Source organism: Arthrobacter castelli DSM 16402, assembly GCF_000430705.1.
Lineage (GTDB): Bacteria > Actinomycetota > Actinomycetes > Actinomycetales > Micrococcaceae > Arthrobacter_C > Arthrobacter_C castelli.
Window position 1 is genome coordinate 416,852 of the sequence record NZ_AUMN01000001.1, and the last position, 21,029, is coordinate 437,880.

The window sequence follows — 21,029 nt, forward strand, 5'->3', positions numbered from 1 at the left end:
TTGATGCTGAGATTACGCCGCCTTGCACGGGTGGTCAATCATCGCCCCGACACGCATGATCGGGGCGGCAGGTCATCTCCACGCGGGCATCGCACGGGCCGGGCGGATGTCGTCCACGCCGGGCGGGCATCATCCGGTGTGCAGGGTTGGCGGGATTCGTTGCACTTCGCCAAGGGCCGTGCCTAGTCTAGTAAGTATGCTGACCAGTCACACGCAGTTCACGTCTCCGGCCGCGGAACCGTTGCATGGCATCGACCGTATGATCCGGAACATTGAAGCCGGCCGCTTTGAACGCAGTCTCTCGGCGCTGACCGCCGCCGGAGCTGTGGTCACGTCCGCCGAGATCTTTTTCGAACACGACAGCGCCAGCTTCGGCAACAAGAACATGTGGCTTCCGGTGATCGCCGGGCCAGTGGGCGCGGCGGCGGGAATCGCTGGCTATTGCAGCCAGCGGATGGCCAAGACTGCGTTGCCGATCGCTTCGACCCTGATCGTCGCAAACGGTCTGCAAGGGCTGTATCTGCACGGCAGGGGGATCCGGCGAAAGCCGGGCGGTTGGAAGAACTTTCGCTACAACATGGAAATGGGCCCGCCCCTGTTCGCCCCGTTGTTGGTGACAATGGTCGGTGGCATGGGGCTGCTCGCCTCGATATTACGGAGGGAACAGTGACGAAGAGTCCAATACCGTATCCTCGATTCCCCGGTTTCGATGTGATGGAACAGGCCAAACATTGGGACCAGGTCACCCGGGAACTTGTCGAGTCCCGGCTCCAGCCGCCGGACGGGGACTCTTTCTTCAGCTTGAGCGAGCGGGCTGTCGCCGCCACGCTGTGCGACCAGCTCACCGGCCAGCACGAGGACCCCAGGATACCGGTGGTGCAGATGATCGAGACCCGATTGGCCGCCAACAGGACCGACGGGTGGCACCACGCAGATCTTCCTCCGGACCGGCGTACCTGGCAGCAATCGCTGCGCAATCTCGATGCGGATGCGCACGAAGCACACGGAACCGACTTTCCCACGTGCTCATTGGACCAGCAGGCGCAGGTGCTGACCAGTATCCAGAAGACCTCCGGGCTGTGGCATGGTCTTCGGGCAGACGAAGTCTGGAACTTGTGGATGCGGTATGTGTGTGCCGCGTTCTATTCACACCCGTGGGCCTGGAACGAAATCGGCTTCCCGGGTCCGGCGTACCCTCGCGGGTACAAGAACATCGGGATGAATCGGCGCGAGTCCTTTGAAGTCGGTCAGGAGCACCCGGAACAAGGCCCGGTGCCGCACCAGTGAGCCGGGTACGGGACCGCAACAACTCGGCCTGGCTGCTGCCCACAGACGGTACGCGGACCAACCACCGCCAGCGCCGCGAGATGCGCCGCTATGCGGAGTCCGACGAGGTCGACGTCGTGGTCGTCGGCTGCGGTGCCGGCGGGGCCACGGTGATCCAGCGGTTGGCCCGGGCTGGTTTTTCGGTCGTCGGGTTCGACGCCGGGCCGTTCTGGGATCCGGATACCGATTGGGTCAGTGACGAGGCGGGATCGCATGATCTCTTCTGGACCGACCCACGGGTGATCTCCGGGACGGACCCCGTGCCCTTGGGCGCCAACAATTCCGGACGCGGCGTTGGCGGGTCGATGGTTCATTTCGCCGGTTACGCGCCGCGCTTTCACCCCAGCGATTTCCAGACCGCCACATTGGACGGGGTCGGCGCAGACTGGCCCATCAACTACGAGGATCTGGAGCCTTACTACCAGGACATGGAAGAGGAGTTGCCCGTAGCCGGCGAACACTGGACCTGGGGCAAACCGCATTCCTACCCCCACCGGCCGCACCCGGTGGGAGGTAATGGAGAAGTCTTCCAACGCGGCGCCGAGGCGATGGGCCTGACGGCGAAGGTGGGCCCGGTGGCGACCACGAATGGCCGGTTCGGCAATCGTCCGCATTGCATCTACCGGGGTTTCTGTCTGCAAGGGTGCAAGGTCAACGCCAAGGCCTCCCCGCTGATTACCCATATTCCGGATGCGTTGGCCCACGGCGCTGAGATCCGCCCCGACTCCATGGTGAGCCGGATTGCGGTGGATGACAGGACCGGAAAGGCCACCGGCGTCCACTACATCAGCGACGGCGTCGAACACTTCCAGCGGGCCGGTACGGTGGTGGTGGCCGGATACTCCATCGAGACCCCCCGGCTGCTGCTCAATTCACGCTCCGCCCTGTTCCCCGATGGACTGTGCAACAACTTCGATCAGGTGGGCCGGTATCTGATGGTCCAGGGAGCCGCGCAGACCTCGGGGCGGTTTGAGTCGGAGATCAGGAAGTACAAGGCACCACCGCCGGAAGTCAGTTGCGAGGATTTCTACGAAACGGATCCTTCCAAGCCCTATAAGCGCGGTTTCTCGCTGCAGACGGTCGCGCCGCTGCCGGTGACGTGGTCGGAACATCTCACGGCCCAGGGCCACTGGGGCGCCGATCTGCGACGCCGGATGACCGACTATGTGCATTGGGCCAGCTTCGGAACCTTATGCGAATTGCTGCCGCAGGCCGACAACCGGGTCACGCTGGATCCGCAGACCGACCAGCATGGCCTGCCGGTCGCCAATTTCTCCTACTCAATGTGCGACAACGACCGTCAACTGCTGGACGCGGCCCAGACCACCATGGAAGAGATGCTCCGTGCGGCGGGGGCCGCCGAGACGATCACGATCAAGCGGTTCGCCCATCTGGTCGGCGGTGCCAGGATGGCCGACGACGAACGTCACGGTGTGGTCGACGCCGACTGCCGCAGTTTTGCGGTCCCGAACCTGTACATCACTGACGGAAGTGTGCTGCCCACCCAGGGAAGCGCCAATCCTGCCCTGACCATCATGGCCGTGGCGGCCCGCGCAGCTGAGGGGATGATCAAGTCCGCTCAGGCTCAGTCAGCTCAGACGTAGCCACTGCGGACACAGCATTCAAAGGAGGAACAAGAAATGGCTAATCAAACAGTCGCTGCTTACCTTTTGAAGCGCCTGCGGGAATGGGAAATTGATAAGGTCTTCGCCTACCCCGGCGACGGCATCAACGGGATCGTGTCGACCTGGTCCGAAGCCGAAGAGGAGGACGCTCCCCGGTTCATCCAGTCCAGGCACGAGGAAATGAGTGCCTTCCAAGCGGTCGGACATGCCAAATTCACCGGCCAGGTGAGTGTGTGCATGGGCACCTCCGGGCCGGGTGCGGTGCATCTGCTCAACGGCCTCTATGACGCGAAACTCGATCATCAGCCGGTAGTGGCGATCGTAGGCCAGACCAACCGTACCGCGATGGGCGGCTCCTACCAGCAGGAAATCGACCTGGTCAGCCTGTACAAGGATGTCGCCAGCGAGTACGTCCACATGGTTAACAGCCCGCAGCAGTTGCCCAACGTCCTTGACCGGGCCATCAGGGTGGCGCTGAGTGAACGGGCGCCGACGGCGATAATCATCCCGCTGGATATCCAGGAAGCCGAGTATTCGCCGCCGACCCACGCATTCAAGATGGTGCCTTCCAGCCTGGGGATCAACCTGCCCACCGCGGTGCCGGATGCGGACGCCGTCGAACGGGCTGCAGCGATCCTCAACGAGGGCAAGAAGGTGGCGATTATGGCCGGTGCGGGGGCCCGTGACGCCCGCCGTGAATTGGACCAGGTCGCCGACCTGCTGGGGGCGGGCGTCGCCAAGGCGTTGTTGGGCAAGGACGTGTTGTCGGATGACCTGCCGTACGTCACAGGCGCTATCGGACTGCTGGGCACACGGCCAAGCTTCGAGATGATGCGCGACTGCGACACGCTGCTCACGGTCGGCTCCAGCTTCCCGTACTCGCAGTTCCTGCCCGAATACGACCAGGCGCGCGCCATTGACATCGACATCGACGGCAAGTTCATCGGCATGCGCTATCCCTACGAGGAGAACCTGGTCGGTGACGCGGCCGCCACCCTGCAGGCGCTGATTCCGCATCTGCAGCGCAAGGAAGACCGTCAGTGGCGCGAACAGATCGAATCGAATGTGGACCGCTGGTGGGAAGTGATGGAAGCCGAAGCCAACGTCGGCGGCAAACCGATCAACCCGCTGCGGCTCTTCTCCGAACTGTCCAAGAGGATGCCCGACGACGTCATCGTGACAGCGGATTCGGGGTCGTCGGCCAACTGGTACGCGCGCCAGCTGAAGTTTACGGAAAACATGCGTGGATCCCTCTCCGGCACCCTGGCCACGATGGGCCCGGCCGTACCGTATGCCATCGGAGGAAAATTCGCCCATCCCGACCGTCCGGTGATCGCCATGGTCGGAGACGGCGCCATGCAGATGAACGGCATGGCCGAACTGATCACCATCCGGCGGTACTGGGAGGAATGGTCCGACCCGCGGCTGATCATCTGCGTGCTGCACAACAACGACCTCAACCAGGTCACGTGGGAAATCCGCGCCACCGAGGGGTCGCCGAAGTTCATCGAGTCGCAGCGCATGCCGGAGGTCTCATACGCCTCCTTCGCGGAGAGTATCGGGCTGCGGGCGCAGACCATTGATGACCCCGAGGACCTCGGGCAGGCCTGGGCGGACGCGTTGGACGCGGACCGGCCGACCCTGCTGGACGTCTACGTCGACCCGGATATGCCGCCGATTCCTCCGGACGCGACGTACGCGCAGGCCAAAGACACGGCCATGTCGCTGATCAAGGGCGATCCGGATCGATGGGGAGTCATCAAGGAAGGTGTGAAGACCAAGGCCCAGGAATTCCTGCCGCACAGGGACTCGGACTCGCAATGACCTCCTCGGCATCGGACCCGGTGGTCGATGGTGTTCACGCCTCGGCATACACCGTGCCGACCGACGCTCCGGAAGCGGACGGGACCCTTGCCTGGTCGTCAACGACGATGGTTCTGGTCCAGGTCCAGGCTGCCGGGCACACCGGTCTGGGCTGGACCTATGGCCCGCCTGCGTGCGCCGCCGTCGTCAGCGACACTCTCGCCGGCGTCGTCGGCGGGCGGACCGCGATGGATGTTGGCGGCAGCTTTGAGGCAATGGTGAGGGCCGTCCGGAATCAGGGCCGGCAGGGAATCGCCGGATACGCGATATCCGCCGTCGACGTGGCCTTGTGGGATCTCAAGGCGCGGATCCTCGACCAGCCGCTGTACCGATTGTTCGGTGCGCAGCGGGCAGAGGTTCCTGTCTATGGCAGCGGCGGCTTCACCAGCTATAGCCACGACCAGCTTCGCCGCCAATTAACCCGGTGGGTAGAGGCTGAGCGGATGCCACGGGTCAAGATCAAAATCGGTCAGTCCTGGGGCAGCGATCAGGGCCGCGACCTGGAACGGATCGCCCAGGCACGGAAGATCGTCGGCGACGAGACCGAACTCTATGTCGATGCCAACGGTGCCTACAGCCGCAAACAGGCCGTCCGCGTGGCCCGGGCGGCGGCCGGCGAGGGCGTGGTGTGGCTCGAGGAACCGGTCTCGTCCGACCATTTGGAAGCCTTGGCCGAAGTCCGCGCGGCCGTGGATATCGATATCGCGGCCGGAGAGTATGGATTCGACCTGTTCTATTTCGAGGCCATGTGCGCGGCCGGGGCAGTGGACTGCCTCCAGGTGGACGCCACCCGGTGCGGGGGCATGACCGAATGGTTCCGGGCGGCCGCCGTAGCCGCCGCCCACGGACTTCAGGTATCCGGCCATTGCGCGCCTCATCTGCATGCCCATGCGGCGGCAGCGATCCCGAACATGCGCCACTTGGAGTGGTTCCATGACCACGTGCGGATCGAGAACCTGCTGTTCGACGGCACGCTGCCGCCCACAGGGGGAGCGGTGCGCCCCGATCCTGACGCCCCGGGGCTGGGGCTGACGCTGCGAACCGATGATGCGGCCCCGTATCAGGTGGCTTGAGTCCGCGGTTCCGGACACGCAGCCGCCTGCCACGAAACAGACGAGATCAACCATCAAGAAAGACCAAGAAAGACTAAGAAAGACAAGGGAGAATAATTATGAAGGCATCGACGACGTTGAGCTCAAACCTGCAAATGATTCTGGTGGACCTGGTGGAGCTGCATGTGCAGGGCAAACAGGCCCACTGGAACGTCGTGGGGACCAACTTCAGGGATCTTCACCTGCAGTTGGACGAGATCGTGGCCGACGTGAGGGAGTTCGTCGACCAGATTGCCGAACGCATGCGTGCCCTGCACGCCGTGCCGGACGGCCGCTCCGCGACGGTTGCCCAAACCACTCGTCTGCCGTTGTATCCGTCAGGCCAGGTGTCGACGTCGGCGACGGTTGACCTGATCACCGAGCGCCTGGAGACGGCGGTGAGCACCATGCGCGATGTTCACGATCAGGTGGACGGCGAGGACCCGACGACGGCGGACATTCTGCACGGCTTCATCGAGAAACTTGAACAATATGCCTGGATGGTCAGTGCCGAAAAGATGCAACCCTGACCGGCAAGGCTCGGTCGCGCCGTCGGCTTCCATGCGTGCGTGTCATGGAAGCGCTGATCGAATACTACATATTCTCACCCTACAACTCAGCCAAAAACACGAAACCAGTTGACGGCACCCCTGGTCAGTCGGCGGCGAGGCTCCTGGCGGCGTCGACGATGTGAGTGGCCGAAATGCCTGCTGCATCCAGCAGTTCGGCGGGGCTGCCGGAGGTGGGCAGCGACTGTACTGCCAGCCGCTTCAGCTTCAGCGGCACCTGCTGATCGCTCAGGGCTTCAGCCACGGCCGAGCCGAGGCCTCCGGCCGGGTAATGGTCCTCAACGGTGACCAGTCGGCCGCCGGTGGCCCGGCAGGCGTCCAACAGCGTCGGCACATCCAGCGGCTTGACCGAATACAGGTCGATCACTCGTGCCGCGATGCCTTCGTCGGCCAGCTGCGCGGCCGCGTCCAGGCACTCATGGAGAGTCACTCCGGCGCCGATCAGTGCAACGACGTCGTCATCGGTGGCGCCGTGGACCTTGGAACCGCCGATGGGGAACCGTTCATCCACCCCGTACAGCACGGGGTAGGGGCCGCGGGTCGCCCGCAGATAGGAAATGCCGTCGGTATCGGCCATCGCCTGCACCAGATGCGCCGTCGACGGTGCGTCGGCCGGGTACAGCACGGTGGAGGTGTGGATGGCGCGCATAGCTGCGATATCTTCGAGGGCCATCTGGGAAGGCCCGTCCTGGCCGATTTCGACGCCGGCGTGGGTGCCGACCAGGCGGATGTCGACCTCCGAAACGCCGGCCATCCGGATGAAGTCATGGGCCCGCGAGACCAGGAACGCGGCGAAGCTCGCGGCGTAGGGGATATAACCGCGCACCGACATGCCGACGGCGGAGGCGACCATCTGCTGTTCGGAGATGAACATCTCGAAGTATCGTTCGGGGCAGACCTCCTGGAATTCCGCCGCCTTGGTCGAATTGCCAACCTCGCCGTCGAGCACGACGATTTCCGGCCGTGACGCGAGCGCGGTCAATGCTGCACCGAAACCTGCCCGGGTGGCGATTGACTCGCCGATTTTCCAACTTGGAAGGCTGACGCCGGCGTCCGGATCCGGGGTGATCGCCGGAGTGCCGGCTTCGGGCAGGGCCGTGGTGACGCGGAGATCGGTATGGCCGCCGAGGCTCTCAATGGCCGGGTCGGCGATGTGGGCGGGCAGGGGCTTGCCGTGCCATCCGTCCTTATCCTCGACGTCGGGCACTCCCTTGCCCTTGACGGTCCTGGCCAGGATGACGGTGGGGGTGTCGGTTGCCGCCCGCGCCTCGCTCATTGCCGCGTCGATGGCGGCCCCGTCGTGGCCGTCGATGACGATGGCCCGGGCGCCGAAGGCTTCGACCCGGGCGGCGTATCGCTCCATGTCCCATTCGAACGCGGTGGGGCCGTCCTGGCCGAGGCGGTTGACGTCGACGATGGCGGTGAGGTTGCCGAGCTGATAGTAGCCGGCCTTGTCCAATGCCTCCCACATGGAGCCCTCGGCCAGTTCGGAATCGCCGCATAATGCCCAGACCTGGTAGGGGAGACGGTCCAGGTGGCGGCCGGCCATGGCAATGCCGACGGCGTCGGGCAGACCCTGCCCCAGCGAACCGGTGGCGACATCGACCCACGGCAGCACGGGGGTGGGATGGCCCTGCAGCCGCCCGCCGAACTGCCGGTAGGTGTCCATCAGTTCGGTGTCGTCAATGACCCCGACGGCCCGGTACATGGCATAGAGCAGCGGCGAGGCGTGGCCCTTGGAAAAGACCAAGTGATCATTGGTGGCGGCGTCGGGATGCTCCCAGTCATAGCGCAGGTGATTGGTCAGCAGCACCGACATCAGATCCGCAGCCGACAGCGACGACGTCGCGTGCCCCGACCCGGCAGCGGTGGTGCACCGAATCGAATCGACGCGCAATTGGGCAGCCAGATCGGCTATAGTTTCGGCCTGTTGCGGGTCCAACGTGGCGGTAGCGGAGTTCTTGACGGAATCTGCAGTCATCAGATGGCCTCCTTCATCGAGCGAAGCTAACGACTCAAGCTCAGGACACTCGGCCGCGGCGCGGCCAAGTCTCGTCTACTATCGACCCTACGCCCGGTGGGCATACGGTCACAGCCCCGACCGGAAAGCATGGAACACCCCGGGAATGCGAAGGGTGCCTGCGGTCGAAGACCTCCCGGATGGTCAGGAGGTCAGGACAGCTGTGGTCAGGAGAGATACTGTTGCAGCACCACGGCCTGGTTGTGTTCTTCATCCTTGGCAGCGTAGAGCAGCGTCACTGTCCCGTGCTGCTCGACCAGTCGGCGGAGTTCGTCCAGTTGCTCGCTGCCGCGGATTTCTTTCTTGTACTCCTTCTTGAACTCGCCGAATTTGTCCGGATCATGGCCAAACCACTGCCGCAGTTCCTTGCTGGGCGCAATCTCCTTGAGCCAGTCATCAATGGTGGCGTCTTCCTTCTTCATCCCGCGGGGCCACACCCCGTCCACGAGTACCCGGTGGCCATCCGAGGATGCAGACGCCTCGTATATCCGCTTGATCTTTACAGCCATAGGTCCTGTCTACAACACCCTCGTTGGTCCAGTCCATGGCCCTTGAACCGCCACTGTGTAGATCGTCAGGCCTATTAGGTTTCTCGCCCTGGAAAGATGGAACGTGGACAATGCCCGTCGTGATGCTGGTCGCTTTCGGCGGCATATTCCTGGCAAGACGAAGCCGGCGTCGCCATCGAGACTAGATGAAATCCGCAAAGGGGCCTCAATCGGCGTCATCAGTCGTGTTCGACTGGTGTACATTTGATAGCCAGGTATCCAGATCTCGGGGGTGTTTGAACACCACAACCGCTGGCACATCTGGATCCGCTTTCATCTGCGCAATGGCCAGATGCTTCCGTTTGAAGCGCTGGAATTGCTGCACCGGCGTGCGGCCGAGGAGCGTATGGCACGTAGCGTCGATGATTTCTATGGCAATAGCGAGCCGCCCCTGCCCATCGGCGTCCGGCCGGCGTCGGCGAGTGAACGACGCGATGCCACTGCCTGAACCCTTTCGTGGCGAGGTGTGGGACGTTGACTTCGATGACTTCGGGATGCACCCTGCGGTCGTGCTCAGTGTCAACGCGCTGAACGTTCGGCTTGGTCACGTCGCCGTAGTACCAGTGACCGGCACTTCAGGACCGGAGCAGACCCACGTGCCGCTCACCGCTGACGCCGGGCTAACCCGATACGAGGAGCCCTACGCCGATGTCACCGCCCTCCAACCAGTGACCAGAAGTCGACTGCTGACACGGCGTGGACTGCTTACCACAGATGAGATCGGTCGTCTCGGTCGCCAGATCACCACGTATCTCGGGCTGTGAGCGAGGAGGCGGCAACCTCTCACAAGTCGATCGACATAGGGTGAAATAGGGACTCTGCTTCTCACCCGGGCTCCGGTGAGCCCGCCAGGTATCCGGCCGACTCGAGCATTGCCGCATGGACGAACGCCTGGGGGAAATTGCCGCGCAGTTGACGCTGCCCGATGTCGTATTCCTCGGTGAAGAGTCCGGGGGAGCCGCAGGCGGCCCTGTTGCGTTCAAACCAGCGCAACGCCTGGGTGGTATCGCCCTGTTGGTGGACGGCCATGGCCATGTCGAACCCGCACAGCAGGAAGGCGCCCTCTGCCTGATAAAGCGGCCGGTCGTCCTGGCGGAACCGGTACACATAGCCTTGGCTGCTCAATGAGTCCCGGACCGCCTCGATGGTGGCTGTGGTGCGTGGATCGGTGGCCGCCAATGCACCGCGCAGAGGTGGACGCAGCAGGGACGCGTCAACACGGTCGTCGTCGGGCGCGCGTTTCCAATAGCCGGTGGGATGCACCGACGTCCTGGACGTTTCGGCGACGATCCGGTCCGCCAGCGACAACCACCGGGCGGCTGTCGCCGTCGAGGCGTGGCCCGCAAGCCTGCGCAGTCCGGCGGCGCAGATCAATTTGGAATGTGTCCAGTGCCTGGTGTCGAGTTCCCATAACCCGGCATCGGGCTGCGTCCATTGTTTGGCGATGGCGTCGACACAGATATCCGCTGCTTGCCAATGCTCCAGTCCCATCCGGTCATGCCCCGCCGCGGCGGCGAATAGCGACAGTGATTCACCAAACGCGTCCAACTGATATTGCCGGTTGGCGCGGTTGCCGACCACATCGCGACCTCCCGGGTAGCCGGGCAGATCCAGGTTCGCTTCATCCGGGACGTCACCGCCGGTGACCGTATAGGCGGGCCGCAGGTTTATCCCGTCTTCCAGCAACCGTCCGGAGATGAAGTGGACAGCGTCGTCCAGGAGCGGAAAGTTTCCACAGGCCGCCACCGCCTGACCGGCATAGCACTGGTCCCGGATCCATGCGTATCTGTAATCGTAGTTGCGGCGCTCATCGGCCCGCTCCGGCAGCGACGTGGTGGCGGCTGCGACCATGGCACCGGACGAACTCGTCAAACCTCGCAGCACCGCATAGGACTGCCGCGCATCGGGTCCGGCGATCGTGTCCTCCAGCTTCGGCACTGATTGCTGCCATGCCGCCTTGGTCTCGGACCAGCAATATTGAGCGCCGGGCGCCTCTGCCGGTAACTGCCGGGAGGAAACCTCCAGCACAAGATCGTGGAAGCCGTCGGCGGCGACCTCGATCAGCTGCTCCAGATGCCCTTCGCCCTGCCGTCGGGCGTGCGGAGCGCCGGTCAAGCGGAAATTGAGCGGGCCGGAGCTGCCTGACCACACGCCGTCCTCGGAGTGCAGGTCGGCCATCCCGTGGCGTCCGAAACCGGCGCGCACATCCAGCAGCAACCGCACCTGCGCGTCTCTCTTCAGCGCACGAACGCGCCGCACCAACACGGCCCTGTCCTCGTCGCCGGGCAGCACCAAGGCATTGTCGCACTCGATGGTGCCATCGGTAGTGACCCAGCGGTTGCTCCAGATCAGCGAGCCCTCGCTATAGCTGCCTCCGGAGACGAATCGCTCCGCTGTGGGAGTGACCGCGAACAACCCGGTGCCACCGATGAGGGTGGAAAACACGCCCTCATCGTGCCAGCGCGGAGCGCACATCCACGCCACATCCCCGCGCGGACCAATCAACGCGCCTCGTTCACCGTCGGCAACCATCGCGTAATCGCGCAGGACCTGTGGAGGGTACAAGTCGTAGACGGAATCAGTCATTCTTGAGTCTAAGAACAATGACCCGCGTCTTGCCACCCCCGCCGAGACCCGGCCCGTCACCGGCCAGGCTTGGCACCGTTCATGCCGCCGGAGGCCAGGTCAGCGCAGCTGGTCGAGATCCGTTCCCGTCCGCACTGCGGCCGGATGCGGCCCGGCGGCCAGCAGCGGGGCCGTCCACTCGGCCGGCCACGGGCGTTTCACACCAACCAGCACGATGTTGCCCGGGTAGCGACCACTGAACATGGGCTCGTCAGCCAATGCGCCGACGTCGTCCACCACCTGCTCCAACGCGCGGACCTGGCTGCGGGTGAAGGACAGCGGCGGCTCGTCGCCAACATTGACCACCAGAATGCCATCGGCTGCCAGCACCTTGGCGGCCTCTGCATAGAAATCCGCGCCCGTCAGATGAGGCGGTGATTCAGGTCCGGCAAAGACATCCAGCACCACGACGTCGAACGCCCCTGGGGCAAACTGCTCCAGCTCCTCGCGGGCATCGCCAATGTGATGGTGCACGTCGGCGCCGGTCGGCAGCGGCAGGTGCTGGAGGACAAAGTCGCTCAGCTCCCGTTCCTGCTCCACAGCGTGCTGCACAGAGCCGGGACGGGTGGCGGCGACATACCGGGCCAGCGTCAGCGCGCCCGCGCCCAGATGCAGCGCCCGGATTTGAGCACCGGCCGGGGCCGCCAGGTCGACCACATTGGCGATGCGGCGCAGATACTCGTAGAACACGTCGGCAGGTTCGGCCAGATTCACATGCGACTGCTGGGCCCCGCCGATGCTGAGAATGTAGGCCCCGGGCACCAGTGCATCCTCATCGATTGTCGCGTGCAGACCTGACCATCGGAGCAGCCGGCTGGGAACCATTCCTCCAGACTACTGCTGAAACGGCCCGACGACGGCGGCGGCGCCCAGCGCACACAGCACCAGTGAGCTGGCCAAAGCAATGAACTGTCGTACCCGCGGTCGCTGCACGAAGGCACCCCACAGCCCCGCTGCCGAGCACAGTGCCACATACCAGGCTCCCGAGAGGGCCACGAATATGGCGGCCAGGGCCATGTTGTTCTCCAACGGGCCGAGCCGTCCGAGCTGGAACTGGGGGATCAAGGCCACGTAGAAGATGGCGACCTTCGGATTGGACAGGTTGCAGATCAGCCCCTGGGTGAAGAAGGCACCGCGCCTCGGTGGGGTCTGCAGCTTCGCCGCGGGAACCGTGCCACGACGCATCTGCCACCACCCGAGCAGCGACGTGAGCCCCAGGTACAGCAGGTAGATCCCGCCGGCGACGGCGAGCACCGTGTAGGCGGTCCTGGATGTGCGCAGCACGGCCGTCAAACCGGCGACCGCGAGGCAGGCCAGAATCGTCAGGCCGGTCATCACACCGGCCGCCGTGGCGATGGCTGCGGGGCGGCCGCCCCGTCCGGTGTTCCTCACGACCAGGGCGAAATCCGGGCCGGGAACCACAATGATCACCAGGCACACGCCCAGGAAGGAAGCCAGATCCTGCATCTTCTTTAGCCTACGTCCCGGGCGGCACCGTCGGCGTTTGTTGAGTGTGGGTCAGCTACGGGCTGAGGGAGCTACGCCACCGCGTCACGCGTCATTCTCCACGGGTCTTTCGCTTCAGGAGCAGCACCAGCGTCTTTGTCATGTAGCTGCCTCCCGTCACTGGGATGCCGTTTACCAATTCCCAGCCCTCACGACCGAGCCGATTCAATTCTTCATCGATTGCTGTCGTGGTGACGTTTTTGGTGAGCAGGCCTTTTGGATTGTGCCTGATGACCTTGTATTGCGAGTCGCCACTTACCGCTGCGACTCACACCGGATGGCCGTGCGTTTGAGACTGCTGTCATGTAAACGAACGTATAAATGACAAGGAGTCGCGGCATGCTCATCGGTTACATGCGGGTCTCGAAAGCCGATGGTTCGCAGACGACCGATCTGCAACGCGACGCCCTGCTGGCCGCCGGCGTCGATCCAGAGCGGCTGTACGAGGATCACGCCTCCGGGAAGAAAGACGACCGCCCGCACCTGACCGCATGCCTCAAAGCACTCCGGCCCGGTGAGGACACACTCGTCGTGTGGAAACTCGACCGGCTGGGCCGGAACCTGCGCCATCTGGTGAACACCGTCCAGGATCTCACCGACAGGAACATCGGGCTCAAAGTGCTCACCGGTGAGGGCTCCGCCATCGATACCACCACGGCATCGGGCCAACTCGTGTTCGGTATCTTTGCCGCCCTGGCCGAGTTTGAACGAGCACTCATTTCCGAACGCACCACCGCTGGACTCGCCGCCGCACGCGCCCGAGGCAGAAGCGGTGGGCGGCCCTTCAAAATGACTGCCGCGAAAGTTCGATTGGCCATGGCTGGCATGGGCCAATCCGAAACCAACATCGGCGAACTGTGTAAAGAACTCGGCGTTACGCGGCAAACGCTCTACCGCCACGTCTCTCCAACCGGGGAGCTCCGCCCCGACGGGCAGAAAGTACTCACGAAGCACCCGGCGAAATCGAGCCGGTAACGCCCCAAAACAAGCGTGTGCAGTCGGGTGTGGACATTTGCGCAGACAGCTTCGGACATTGACAACGGCGTGCCATCCGACACGTACAGAACCAACTTCCGGTACGGTGCAGTCATGGATATTGCGTACGCAAGAGTTTCCACGGCGAAGCAGGACCTGGAGCGGCAGATTGATGCGCTGCGCGCCGAAGGCATCCCGGAGAAACGCATTTATGTGGACAAGAAGTCCGGGTCCACCACTGACCGGGCCGGGTTGGCGGCCGCTTTGGACTATGCCCGCGACGGTGACGTGATCGTCGTGCATACCCTGGACCGGCTCGGCCGGACCGTCCGCGATACGTTGAACATGATCCATGACTTGACCGAGCGCGGCGTCGGTCTGCGCAACCTCGCTGATCCCATCAAAGTCGATTCCGCGAAACCCGATGATCCGATGGCGCAACTGGCTTTGGTGATGCTGGCGCTGTTCGGCCAGATGGAACGCACCTACGCGATCGAGCGTGCTGCCCACGCCCGCGCGGTGGCCACCAGCCAGGGAAAGAAAGTAGGTAGACCATCTGTCATCGATCCGGCCAAGCTGGCTTACGCCGAGCATCTGCGCAATAACGGCTATTCGATCACAGCGATCGTGGACAAGACCGGAATCACCCGGTCCAGCCTCTACCGCCACCTGCCACCAAGACAGCCCGACTCCGTGATGGCCGATGGATCATAGATGTCCGCTGAGTACTGCGGGACGGTCGAAGTGGACGAGGTGACTGGCGGCCAGGCCAGAAAGATCGAAGAACTGGAAGAGGCCCTGGCCAGCCGCGATATCATCGGCCAGGCCAAAGGTATCCTGATGGAACGCTACAAGATCACCGCAGAGCAGGCGTTTTCCTTCCTCATCCCAGCCCAGCCAAGACCCCAACATGAAACTACGCGACGTCGCCGCTCATCTCACCCGCACCGGCGACATTCAACTGTAAAGACGCGCCGGACAGGTGCAACCTGCCCCTGACGGTGCAGGTTTGCGCAGGCGGGTCCGGAAAAATTGCAGCATTGTGCAGGCGGGTTTGGACATCCAAATATCCAAAGGCGACTGCACAAGACCCGAATTCATGCGGTTGGCCGTGCAGCCGCCTTCTGAAACTGACACAGAAAATTGGGGTTTCGCCTGTCATGACGCGGCATCGCTCATGGTCCACTCATCGTCGACTGGAACTGGTCGAAAAACGGGTCACAATGGGCCCATTTTGGTGCACGGTTACTGCTCGCCGTCGCGCTCTCGCTCCTTGCGCTGCCTGCACCGCTGGCAGCGCCCACAGATGCCGCCAGCACACTCCGCCGGCGCTTGGATTGGCCACCCGGTCTTGAGGGCCTTGACACGGGGCCGTCTACGAACGGTGCGGGACTCACCGTCGTCGTCCCATTCGTAAGGCACCCAGTCATCGGCCAGCTGCTCTGGATCGTGAGCCCACACGGCCATGTGAGCCTCGCGCCAGGCTGCTTGAGAGCCCCACACCGGCGGCACGGCGGGGCACCGATGCCCTTCGCGCCAATGGCGAGCGACGGAGGACTTGGGAACGCGGAGAGCTGTGGCCGCTTCTCGCACCGACATCCCTGCCTCGCGTGCATCGTAGACAGCGATGTGCAAGAGGTTCGCCTCGAATGGGGGTCTGAGTAGCAGCCGTACAGGATATGGCGCTAAGCCGGGGTTATTGCTGGTGAGGTAGCCATAGACGGTTGTGCCAGGCACGCTGTACAAGTCTGGCGATTTGCTGTGCGGTCCAGTCTCGTGAGTCAGGAGAAGGTCCTGCCGGTTGAATTGAACCGGCAGGACCTTCAGGCACTACTTCCTTCGCTTACCTAATCTAATGTTCACCAGCTCATCGGAATTACGGGGATAGCGGGGGCCAAGAACCACATGACCAACATCGGGATACCGATGTAAAGGCCGTATGTGGCCCATTGGTTATCAAATCCATCTGCGGTAGACCGTCGTTTGGCCACGATACTGACTGGAAGGCCAATCGGTGGCAGTAAAAAGGCCAGAATGAGACCAACGATTCCCATAGGCGCGTTTGGATCCTTGAGGTACTGTTGCGGGTGACCAATGAGGGGCTGACTCATTTTTCCCTTCTCTCTCGGAAGTCGTATAGAGTGTGCCGACTTACAGGTACCTCCAAGTCTTCCAGACTCGGCCACCAACGCCAATGTGTGTTGTCATTGCGCGTGACACGGTGACCGGGAATCCCTCAAAATATGCCGAGACGGTGAACTGGTGTTGCTGGACCAGCTTGTTTCCGGTGAACCAGCCTCCGCAGTACTGCATATTTATGGCACCACCGACAATGTAATCGGTGTTGCAGGCGTGATAGCCACTCACTCCGCGATAGCTGTTCGTGGACCAGGCCCGATTACCGTCCGCGTAGGCACGGCCTCTGTGGGTCTGTAGATAAGCCACGCCGTTCACCTGTTGTATCCAGTTCCTGGTCACGATTCTGTTGCCGGCCAACACCGATTGCGCTAGTTGTGATTTGGCGGTGGCGCTTAGACCTTCGTCTGACCATATATCCGCTAGGGTTGGAGTCTTTCCGGCCGAAACCGTGGTCGTGATAGTGAATTCACATATGTCCAGGTTCGGGTCGGCTATGCCCTGTTTTTGAGCTATGTCCTTAACCTGCTCGACGCAGTTGGGATCGTACTCAGTGACGCTTGTCGTGGTGCCGAGGGCAACCTCGGTGAGATTGCCTGAATTAGGAACCGGCTCATCGGCCATAGCCGGTGAGGCTGTCGATAGAGCCATCAACGCCGTTACCCCAAGGACTGCGATCTTCTTACCCAAGGAGAGTGCACCCGGAGGCTTCGAGATATTCATTCATTCCCCTTCTTCAGCGAACAGTAAGCTACTGCTCAGTAATTATTGAGACTTGCTTATTCAGCGAATCGCGAGGCCATCGATTCGTCAATGTTTCACTTCGAGGATTCGAAAAGCGTTACACACACGTAATAAGCGGGGGCGGCTCACAGACCTTGTATTCCCAGATGTCCATGCTTGCCTCTCCAGTCCTTGGCTGGAGCGAAGCGCCTCGATGCCCCGACCACTGCCAGTGGGCTAAATCACATCAACGCTATAGCGATCGCGAAGGGGAGGGCAACAGCACCCTTACTTATTCGACGATGTCGTGCAGCGTGGCCAATCGGCGGGCGCCTTCAGTCAACTTGTCGTCGGTTTTGCAGAATGCGAATCGGAGCAGCGAATTGGTTCGCTCGGCGCCTTCGGCGTGGCAGAAGGCTGGCACCGGGATGGCTGCCACGCCCACCAGCTCAGGCAACTGGCGCGCCAGATCGATTCCGTCGGTGAAGCGGCCGCCGCCGAGCAGGGGAGCGGCGTCGGCGATGACGAAGTAGGTGCCACGGGGGCTGTAGACCTCGAAGCCGGCTTCGCGCAGCCCGTCGCTGAGGACGTCCTTCTTTCGTGCCAGTTTGTCCGCGATGCCGTTGTAGAACTCGTTACCCAGGCCCAGACCCTGGGTGACAGCCATTTGGAAGGGCGTCCCGGAGCTGTAGCTCATGAAGGTCTTCACGGTGCGGATCTGCGCGATCAACTCGTCGGGGCCGGAGACCCAGCCGACTTTCCAGCCGGTAACGGAGAATGTCTTGCCCGCCGATGAAATGGTGATAGTCCTGTCCGCAGCTCCGGGCAAGGTGGTCACCGGGGTGTGGGCCACTCCGTAGGTGAGGTGTTCATACACCTCATCGGTGACGATGACGGCGTCGTGCTTCCGTGCCAGCTCGACAATCTTCGTCAGGGTGGCGCGGCTGAATACCGTGCCCGTGGGGTTGTGCGGATTATTGACCAGCACCACTCGGGTGCGTGCGTTGAAGGCGGCCTCCAATGCCTCGGTATCCGGTTCGAAGTCCGGAGCGTGCAGCGGCACGGTGGTGTGGGTGGCGCCGGAGAGCCCGATGACCGCCCCGTAGGAGTCGTAGAAGGGCTCGAAGGTCAGTACTTCGTCCCCGGGGCGGGTCAGTGCCAGCAGCGTCGCCGCGATCCCCTCGGTGGCGCCGGTGGAGACGATGATTTCGGTTTCCGGGTCCGGGTTCAATGAGTAGAAGCGCTGCTGATGCTCGGCGATGGCCTCCCGCAGTTGTGGCAAGCCTTTGCCCGGGGCGTACTGGTTGTGGCCATCGGTGATGGCTTGCCGCGCGGCCTGGGCGATTTCTTCAGGTCCGCCTTCATCCGGGAAGCCCTGGCCGAGGTTAATGGCATTGTTCTTCACCGCCAGGGCCGTGATTTCCTCAAAGATCGTCACCCCAAGATGGCCGTCGGCGCCCAACAGGTTCGCTCCGGCGGCCGTGCGCTGCCATGGGGCCAATCCTCCGCCGGTATCCGGCGACGGGCGTGCTGATTCGTCGGGCATTGCAACCTCTTTACTGTCCTGCTCGTGCTTGGTCCTCTGCAACGAGCATAATAGGTTGGCCCGCGGCCGGCTCACCCGAGGGTTAATAAACTCCTCCTCCGGAGCAGGCGGCGGCAATGCTGCAGCAGGCGGCGGCAATTGGGAAATACCCGTGGAGGATATTGCGGCCTCTTTGCGCTGCCGGAACATTTTGCTCTGAGTCTATTCCCATTATCGCCCTGGGTCTACGGGTTGAGATCTATAGCGGTGCGTCTGGAAACCAAATGCGTCAGAAGTGTAGATTCATAGACATGTTGCGCGCAGTTTGCCCCGGTTCCTTTGATCCCCTCCATAATGGCCATGTCGAGGTGATAGCCCGTGCGTCAAGTCTGTTCGACGAGGTTATTGTGGCCGTGTCCAAGAACCCTTCCAAGAAGCCGCGGTTCAGTCTCGAGGAGCGCATGGATATGGCCCGGGAAACGATGACGCTGTTACGGGGCATTACCGTGGAGCCGATGGGGGAAGGCCTGCTCGCGGAATTCTGCCGGGACCACGGTGCCGGGGTCATTGTTAAGGGACTGCGATCGGCCGTCGATTACAACTACGAAGTTCCCATGGCCGCAATGAACCGGCAGTTGACCGGAGTGGAGACCGTTTTCCTCTCAGCCGACAGTCACTACACGCACCTGTCATCGACACTGCTCAAAGAAGTGTCCGGTCTGGGTGGAGACATCTCGGACTATGTTCCCCGGGCTGTCTATAAGAGGCTGAAGGACACGCGCTGACCCATCCGGCGTCGAAGTCGGCTTCGGATACGTCATATCAATGGTGCGTAATTTAGCCATAATGCCCCCCGCCAGCGGCCGGTAACAAGCGTTAAACACCGTCATGGTCACGCGGTTTCTGCGAATTGTATTCCCCGGCTGCCAAAGCCCGTATGGAGTCGTCAGTTTATTCCGAACGCGAAGAGTCGGAAAAATCCGGGTGAATATATACCAAGATACTGACAGTTGGCTTATGCTGGGGGCATTCGAAAAGTTCGAAGTTCTGATTCACACTGGGCTCTAAGCCAGCCGGATTCAGATCATGACCAAGTAAGGATATCTAATGAACTTCTTGGAAAGTTTCGATTGGCCAGGGATGATTCAGAAGGTCGTCGTCGCGCTGATCATCCTGCTCGTCACCTGGCTTATTGCCAAAGTCGTGAAGTGGGCCGCCGGCAAGCTGGTCGGTAAGTTGAAATTCCTCCAGCGCGAGGGTGCGGACGGAAAGCAAATAGGCGAGTCGTTCGGGACAATAGCGGCGCTCATCGTGTGGCTGTTTGGCTTGGTGGCAATCCTGCAGGTATTTGCGTTGGCCGAAGTTCTGGCGCCGGTCCAGGACCTGCTCGGGACGGTAATGGGTTACCTGCCCAACATCATTGGGGCAGGAATTGTCTTCTTCATTGGTTATGTGATCGCAAAGATCGCACGCCAACTGATAGAGGCCGCCCTCAACGCGGTGGATCTGAGCGCCATCACCAAACGGTTTAAGAGCAAGGATTCGACTGACGATCCTGCCGAACGCGGGCAAGCCAACGCCAGGATTGCCTCAGTGGTCGGCAACCTGGTGTTTGCCATCATCATCATCGTCGTTGGCATCAGTGCTTTGCAGGTGCTCGGCATCGCGGCTATTGCCCAGCCGGCCACCCACATGTTGAACCTGATCCTCAACGCCATTCCGCAGATCATTGCTGCGATCATTCTGCTGGCCATTGGCTACGTCATCGCGAAGTTCATTGGCACCCTGCTGGAAGGGACCCTTCGCGGTGTGGGAACGGACCAGGCGGTCGGCAAGTTGGGAATCGTCCCCGAGGGACAGAGTGCTTCGTCGATCATCACCACGATCGTCAAGGCCGCGATCATGGTCTTCTTCGGCATCATGGCCGCACGACTGCTGCAGTTTGCTGAAGTGACGCAGATCCTCAACGAGATCCTCGTGCTGGCCGGCAACGTCCTGTTCGGCGGTGTGATCATCGCCGCAGGCTTCCTGATTGCACGGATCATCTTCAAGTTCATGGGTGCCGGCACGGTCTCAAAGATCGTCAGGTACTCCGTGATCGCACTGTTCGCTGCAATGGGCCTGAGCTACATGGGCATCGCCGATTCGATCATCAACCTCGCATTCGGCGCGATTGTGGTCGGTGCCGCGATTGCCGCAGCACTTGCCTTTGGCCTCGGCGGCCGCGATGCCGCTGCACGGCAGCTGGCAAAGATGCAGGCAAAGCAGCAGGTGAATCCGGATCAGAACCCGGATCGCGGTTGAGCCTGAAATGAAGTAACCGGATCAGGGCGCCGGCGGCACATGCCGCCGGCGCCCTGTGACGCTGGAACCGCATCGGAATAGGTGGTTAAGGATTGCGGCGTTCCAGTTGGACAATCCCAGTGACTGTCTCCGGGCGATGAGTTTGGCCGTGGTGTCCCGTCTATATCCACACATTCGATCAACCGAGGAGAGC

21 protein-coding genes are annotated in these 21,029 nt (G+C 62.3%); 13 read left to right on the plus strand and 8 right to left on the minus strand.

Translation table 11 applies throughout. The features are described 5' to 3' along the window. Positions 1-196 precede the first annotated feature (196 nt). The 6 genes from H535_RS0102175 to H535_RS0102200 all read left to right on the plus strand — a co-directional run bounded on the left by H535_RS0102175 (position 197) and on the right by H535_RS0102200 (position 6,435). Entirely contained in the window at positions 197-670 is a 474-nt protein-coding gene (locus H535_RS0102175; protein ID WP_211236500.1) for a hypothetical protein, read from the plus strand. Further along, positions 667-1,287, plus strand: a complete 621-nt coding sequence (locus H535_RS23020; RefSeq protein WP_035767962.1) for a gluconate 2-dehydrogenase subunit 3 family protein — start codon at positions 667-669, stop codon at positions 1,285-1,287. Before H535_RS0102175 ends, H535_RS23020 begins: the two co-directional genes overlap by 4 nt. Continuing rightward, complete coding sequence (locus H535_RS0102185; RefSeq protein ID WP_026818238.1) at positions 1,284-2,930, plus strand: GMC family oxidoreductase; 1,647 nt, start codon at positions 1,284-1,286, stop codon at positions 2,928-2,930. The genes H535_RS23020 and H535_RS0102185 overlap by 4 nt, the downstream gene beginning before the upstream one ends. A 36-nt stretch (positions 2,931-2,966) precedes the next feature. Further along, positions 2,967-4,775, plus strand: coding sequence for a thiamine pyrophosphate-requiring protein (locus H535_RS0102190; protein WP_026818239.1), 1,809 nt, complete (start codon positions 2,967-2,969; stop codon positions 4,773-4,775). After that, positions 4,772-5,887, plus strand: a complete 1,116-nt coding sequence (locus H535_RS0102195) for an enolase C-terminal domain-like protein (RefSeq protein WP_026818240.1) — start codon at positions 4,772-4,774, stop codon at positions 5,885-5,887. The genes H535_RS0102190 and H535_RS0102195 overlap by 4 nt, the downstream gene beginning before the upstream one ends. Before the next feature lie 98 nt (positions 5,888-5,985). Beyond that, a complete protein-coding gene (locus tag H535_RS0102200; protein ID WP_026818241.1) occupies positions 5,986-6,435 on the plus strand; it encodes a Dps family protein in 450 nt (149 codons plus the stop codon). 124 nt (positions 6,436-6,559) lie between these two features. On the opposite strand, the gene H535_RS0102205 is transcribed toward H535_RS0102200, so the two are convergent. Together H535_RS0102205 and H535_RS0102210 are read right to left on the minus strand one after the other, a co-directional pair. Next, positions 6,560-8,455: a transketolase gene (locus H535_RS0102205; protein WP_051298361.1), complete on the minus strand. Its 1,896-nt coding sequence runs from the start codon at positions 8,453-8,455 to the stop codon at positions 6,560-6,562. 206 nt (positions 8,456-8,661) lie between these two features. Then, positions 8,662-9,003: a DUF488 domain-containing protein gene (locus H535_RS0102210; protein WP_026818243.1), complete on the minus strand. Its 342-nt coding sequence runs from the start codon at positions 9,001-9,003 to the stop codon at positions 8,662-8,664. A 271-nt stretch (positions 9,004-9,274) separates the two neighbouring features. Here H535_RS0102210 and H535_RS0102215 point away from each other — a divergent pair, with 271 nt between their 5' ends. Both H535_RS0102215 and H535_RS0102220 read left to right on the plus strand, forming a co-directional pair. Beyond that, positions 9,275-9,490, plus strand: coding sequence for a hypothetical protein (locus H535_RS0102215; RefSeq protein ID WP_026818244.1), 216 nt, complete (start codon positions 9,275-9,277; stop codon positions 9,488-9,490). Then, a complete protein-coding gene (locus tag H535_RS0102220) occupies positions 9,477-9,806 on the plus strand; it encodes a type II toxin-antitoxin system PemK/MazF family toxin (protein ID WP_026818245.1) in 330 nt (109 codons plus the stop codon). The genes H535_RS0102215 and H535_RS0102220 overlap by 14 nt, the downstream gene beginning before the upstream one ends. A 61-nt stretch (positions 9,807-9,867) precedes the next feature. On the opposite strand, the gene H535_RS0102225 is transcribed toward H535_RS0102220, so the two are convergent. From H535_RS0102225 to H535_RS30320, 4 genes are all read right to left on the minus strand, one after another. Continuing rightward, on the minus strand, positions 9,868-11,628 hold the full coding sequence (locus H535_RS0102225; RefSeq protein WP_026818246.1) for a glycoside hydrolase family 15 protein: 1,761 nt from the start codon (positions 11,626-11,628) through the stop codon (positions 9,868-9,870). A gap of 99 nt (positions 11,629-11,727) precedes the next feature. Continuing rightward, positions 11,728-12,492, minus strand: a complete 765-nt coding sequence (locus H535_RS0102230) for a spermidine synthase (protein WP_026818247.1) — start codon at positions 12,490-12,492, stop codon at positions 11,728-11,730. A gap of 9 nt (positions 12,493-12,501) precedes the next feature. Continuing rightward, the gene (locus H535_RS0102235; protein WP_026818248.1) at positions 12,502-13,134 is read right to left on the minus strand and encodes a LysE family translocator; all 633 of its coding nucleotides are present in this window, start codon (positions 13,132-13,134) and stop codon (positions 12,502-12,504) included. 91 nt (positions 13,135-13,225) lie between these two features. Next, the gene (locus H535_RS30320; protein ID WP_081416383.1) at positions 13,226-13,405 is read right to left on the minus strand and encodes a DUF4177 domain-containing protein; all 180 of its coding nucleotides are present in this window, start codon (positions 13,403-13,405) and stop codon (positions 13,226-13,228) included. Positions 13,406-13,512: 107 nt separating this feature from the next. Here H535_RS30320 and H535_RS0102240 point away from each other — a divergent pair, with 107 nt between their 5' ends. From H535_RS0102240 to H535_RS28210, 3 genes are all read left to right on the plus strand, one after another. Further along, complete coding sequence (locus tag H535_RS0102240; RefSeq protein ID WP_026818249.1) at positions 13,513-14,148, plus strand: recombinase family protein; 636 nt, start codon at positions 13,513-13,515, stop codon at positions 14,146-14,148. 114 nt (positions 14,149-14,262) lie between these two features. Continuing rightward, positions 14,263-14,862, plus strand: coding sequence for a recombinase family protein (locus H535_RS0102245; protein ID WP_026818250.1), 600 nt, complete (start codon positions 14,263-14,265; stop codon positions 14,860-14,862). Continuing rightward, on the plus strand, positions 14,863-15,147 hold the full coding sequence (locus H535_RS28210) for an ANTAR domain-containing protein (protein WP_245580119.1): 285 nt from the start codon (positions 14,863-14,865) through the stop codon (positions 15,145-15,147). A gap of 1,152 nt (positions 15,148-16,299) precedes the next feature. On the opposite strand, the gene H535_RS0102265 is transcribed toward H535_RS28210, so the two are convergent. Further along, entirely contained in the window at positions 16,300-17,007 is a 708-nt protein-coding gene (locus H535_RS0102265; RefSeq protein WP_035767968.1) for an MDR/zinc-dependent alcohol dehydrogenase-like family protein, read from the minus strand. A 292-nt stretch (positions 17,008-17,299) separates the two neighbouring features. Continuing rightward, positions 17,300-18,553 (minus strand): aminotransferase class I/II-fold pyridoxal phosphate-dependent enzyme, encoded by a 1,254-nt coding sequence (locus H535_RS0102270; protein ID WP_051298362.1) that lies wholly within the window; start codon positions 18,551-18,553, stop codon positions 17,300-17,302. 290 nt (positions 18,554-18,843) lie between these two features. Between H535_RS0102270 and coaD the strand changes: the two genes are divergently transcribed. Then, on the plus strand, positions 18,844-19,317 hold the full coding sequence (coaD, locus tag H535_RS0102275; protein ID WP_026818255.1) for a pantetheine-phosphate adenylyltransferase: 474 nt from the start codon (positions 18,844-18,846) through the stop codon (positions 19,315-19,317). 322 nt (positions 19,318-19,639) lie between these two features. Continuing rightward, positions 19,640-20,836: a mechanosensitive ion channel gene (locus H535_RS23035; RefSeq protein ID WP_035767971.1), complete on the plus strand. Its 1,197-nt coding sequence runs from the start codon at positions 19,640-19,642 to the stop codon at positions 20,834-20,836. Positions 20,837-21,029 lie beyond the last annotated feature (193 nt).

Excerpts from the sequence above, each read along its gene's own strand:
- H535_RS0102175 (WP_211236500.1), top strand. The coding sequence starts at position 197 with ATGCTGACCAGTCACACGCAGTTCACGTCTCCGGCCGCGGAACCGTTG.
- H535_RS0102190 (WP_026818239.1), top strand. The coding sequence starts at position 2,967 with ATGGCTAATCAAACAGTCGCTGCTTACCTTTTGAAGCGCCTGCGGGAA.
- H535_RS0102195 (WP_026818240.1), top strand. The coding sequence starts at position 4,772 with ATGACCTCCTCGGCATCGGACCCGGTGGTCGATGGTGTTCACGCCTCG.
- H535_RS0102200 (WP_026818241.1), top strand. The coding sequence starts at position 5,986 with ATGAAGGCATCGACGACGTTGAGCTCAAACCTGCAAATGATTCTGGTG.
- H535_RS0102205 (WP_051298361.1), bottom strand. The coding sequence starts at position 8,455 with ATGACTGCAGATTCCGTCAAGAACTCCGCTACCGCCACGTTGGACCCG.
- H535_RS0102210 (WP_026818243.1), bottom strand. The coding sequence starts at position 9,003 with ATGGCTGTAAAGATCAAGCGGATATACGAGGCGTCTGCATCCTCGGAT.
- H535_RS0102220 (WP_026818245.1), top strand. The coding sequence starts at position 9,477 with ATGCCACTGCCTGAACCCTTTCGTGGCGAGGTGTGGGACGTTGACTTC.
- H535_RS0102225 (WP_026818246.1), bottom strand. The coding sequence starts at position 11,628 with ATGACTGATTCCGTCTACGACTTGTACCCTCCACAGGTCCTGCGCGAT.
- H535_RS0102230 (WP_026818247.1), bottom strand. The coding sequence starts at position 12,492 with ATGGTTCCCAGCCGGCTGCTCCGATGGTCAGGTCTGCACGCGACAATC.
- H535_RS0102235 (WP_026818248.1), bottom strand. The coding sequence starts at position 13,134 with ATGCAGGATCTGGCTTCCTTCCTGGGCGTGTGCCTGGTGATCATTGTG.
- H535_RS0102240 (WP_026818249.1), top strand. The coding sequence starts at position 13,513 with ATGCTCATCGGTTACATGCGGGTCTCGAAAGCCGATGGTTCGCAGACG.
- H535_RS0102245 (WP_026818250.1), top strand. The coding sequence starts at position 14,263 with ATGGATATTGCGTACGCAAGAGTTTCCACGGCGAAGCAGGACCTGGAG.
- H535_RS28210 (WP_245580119.1), top strand. The coding sequence starts at position 14,863 with ATGTCCGCTGAGTACTGCGGGACGGTCGAAGTGGACGAGGTGACTGGC.
- H535_RS0102265 (WP_035767968.1), bottom strand. The coding sequence starts at position 17,007 with ATGAATATCTCGAAGCCTCCGGGTGCACTCTCCTTGGGTAAGAAGATC.
- H535_RS0102270 (WP_051298362.1), bottom strand. The coding sequence starts at position 18,553 with ATGCCCGACGAATCAGCACGCCCGTCGCCGGATACCGGCGGAGGATTG.
- coaD (WP_026818255.1), top strand. The coding sequence starts at position 18,844 with ATGTTGCGCGCAGTTTGCCCCGGTTCCTTTGATCCCCTCCATAATGGC.
- H535_RS23035 (WP_035767971.1), top strand. The coding sequence starts at position 19,640 with ATGAACTTCTTGGAAAGTTTCGATTGGCCAGGGATGATTCAGAAGGTC.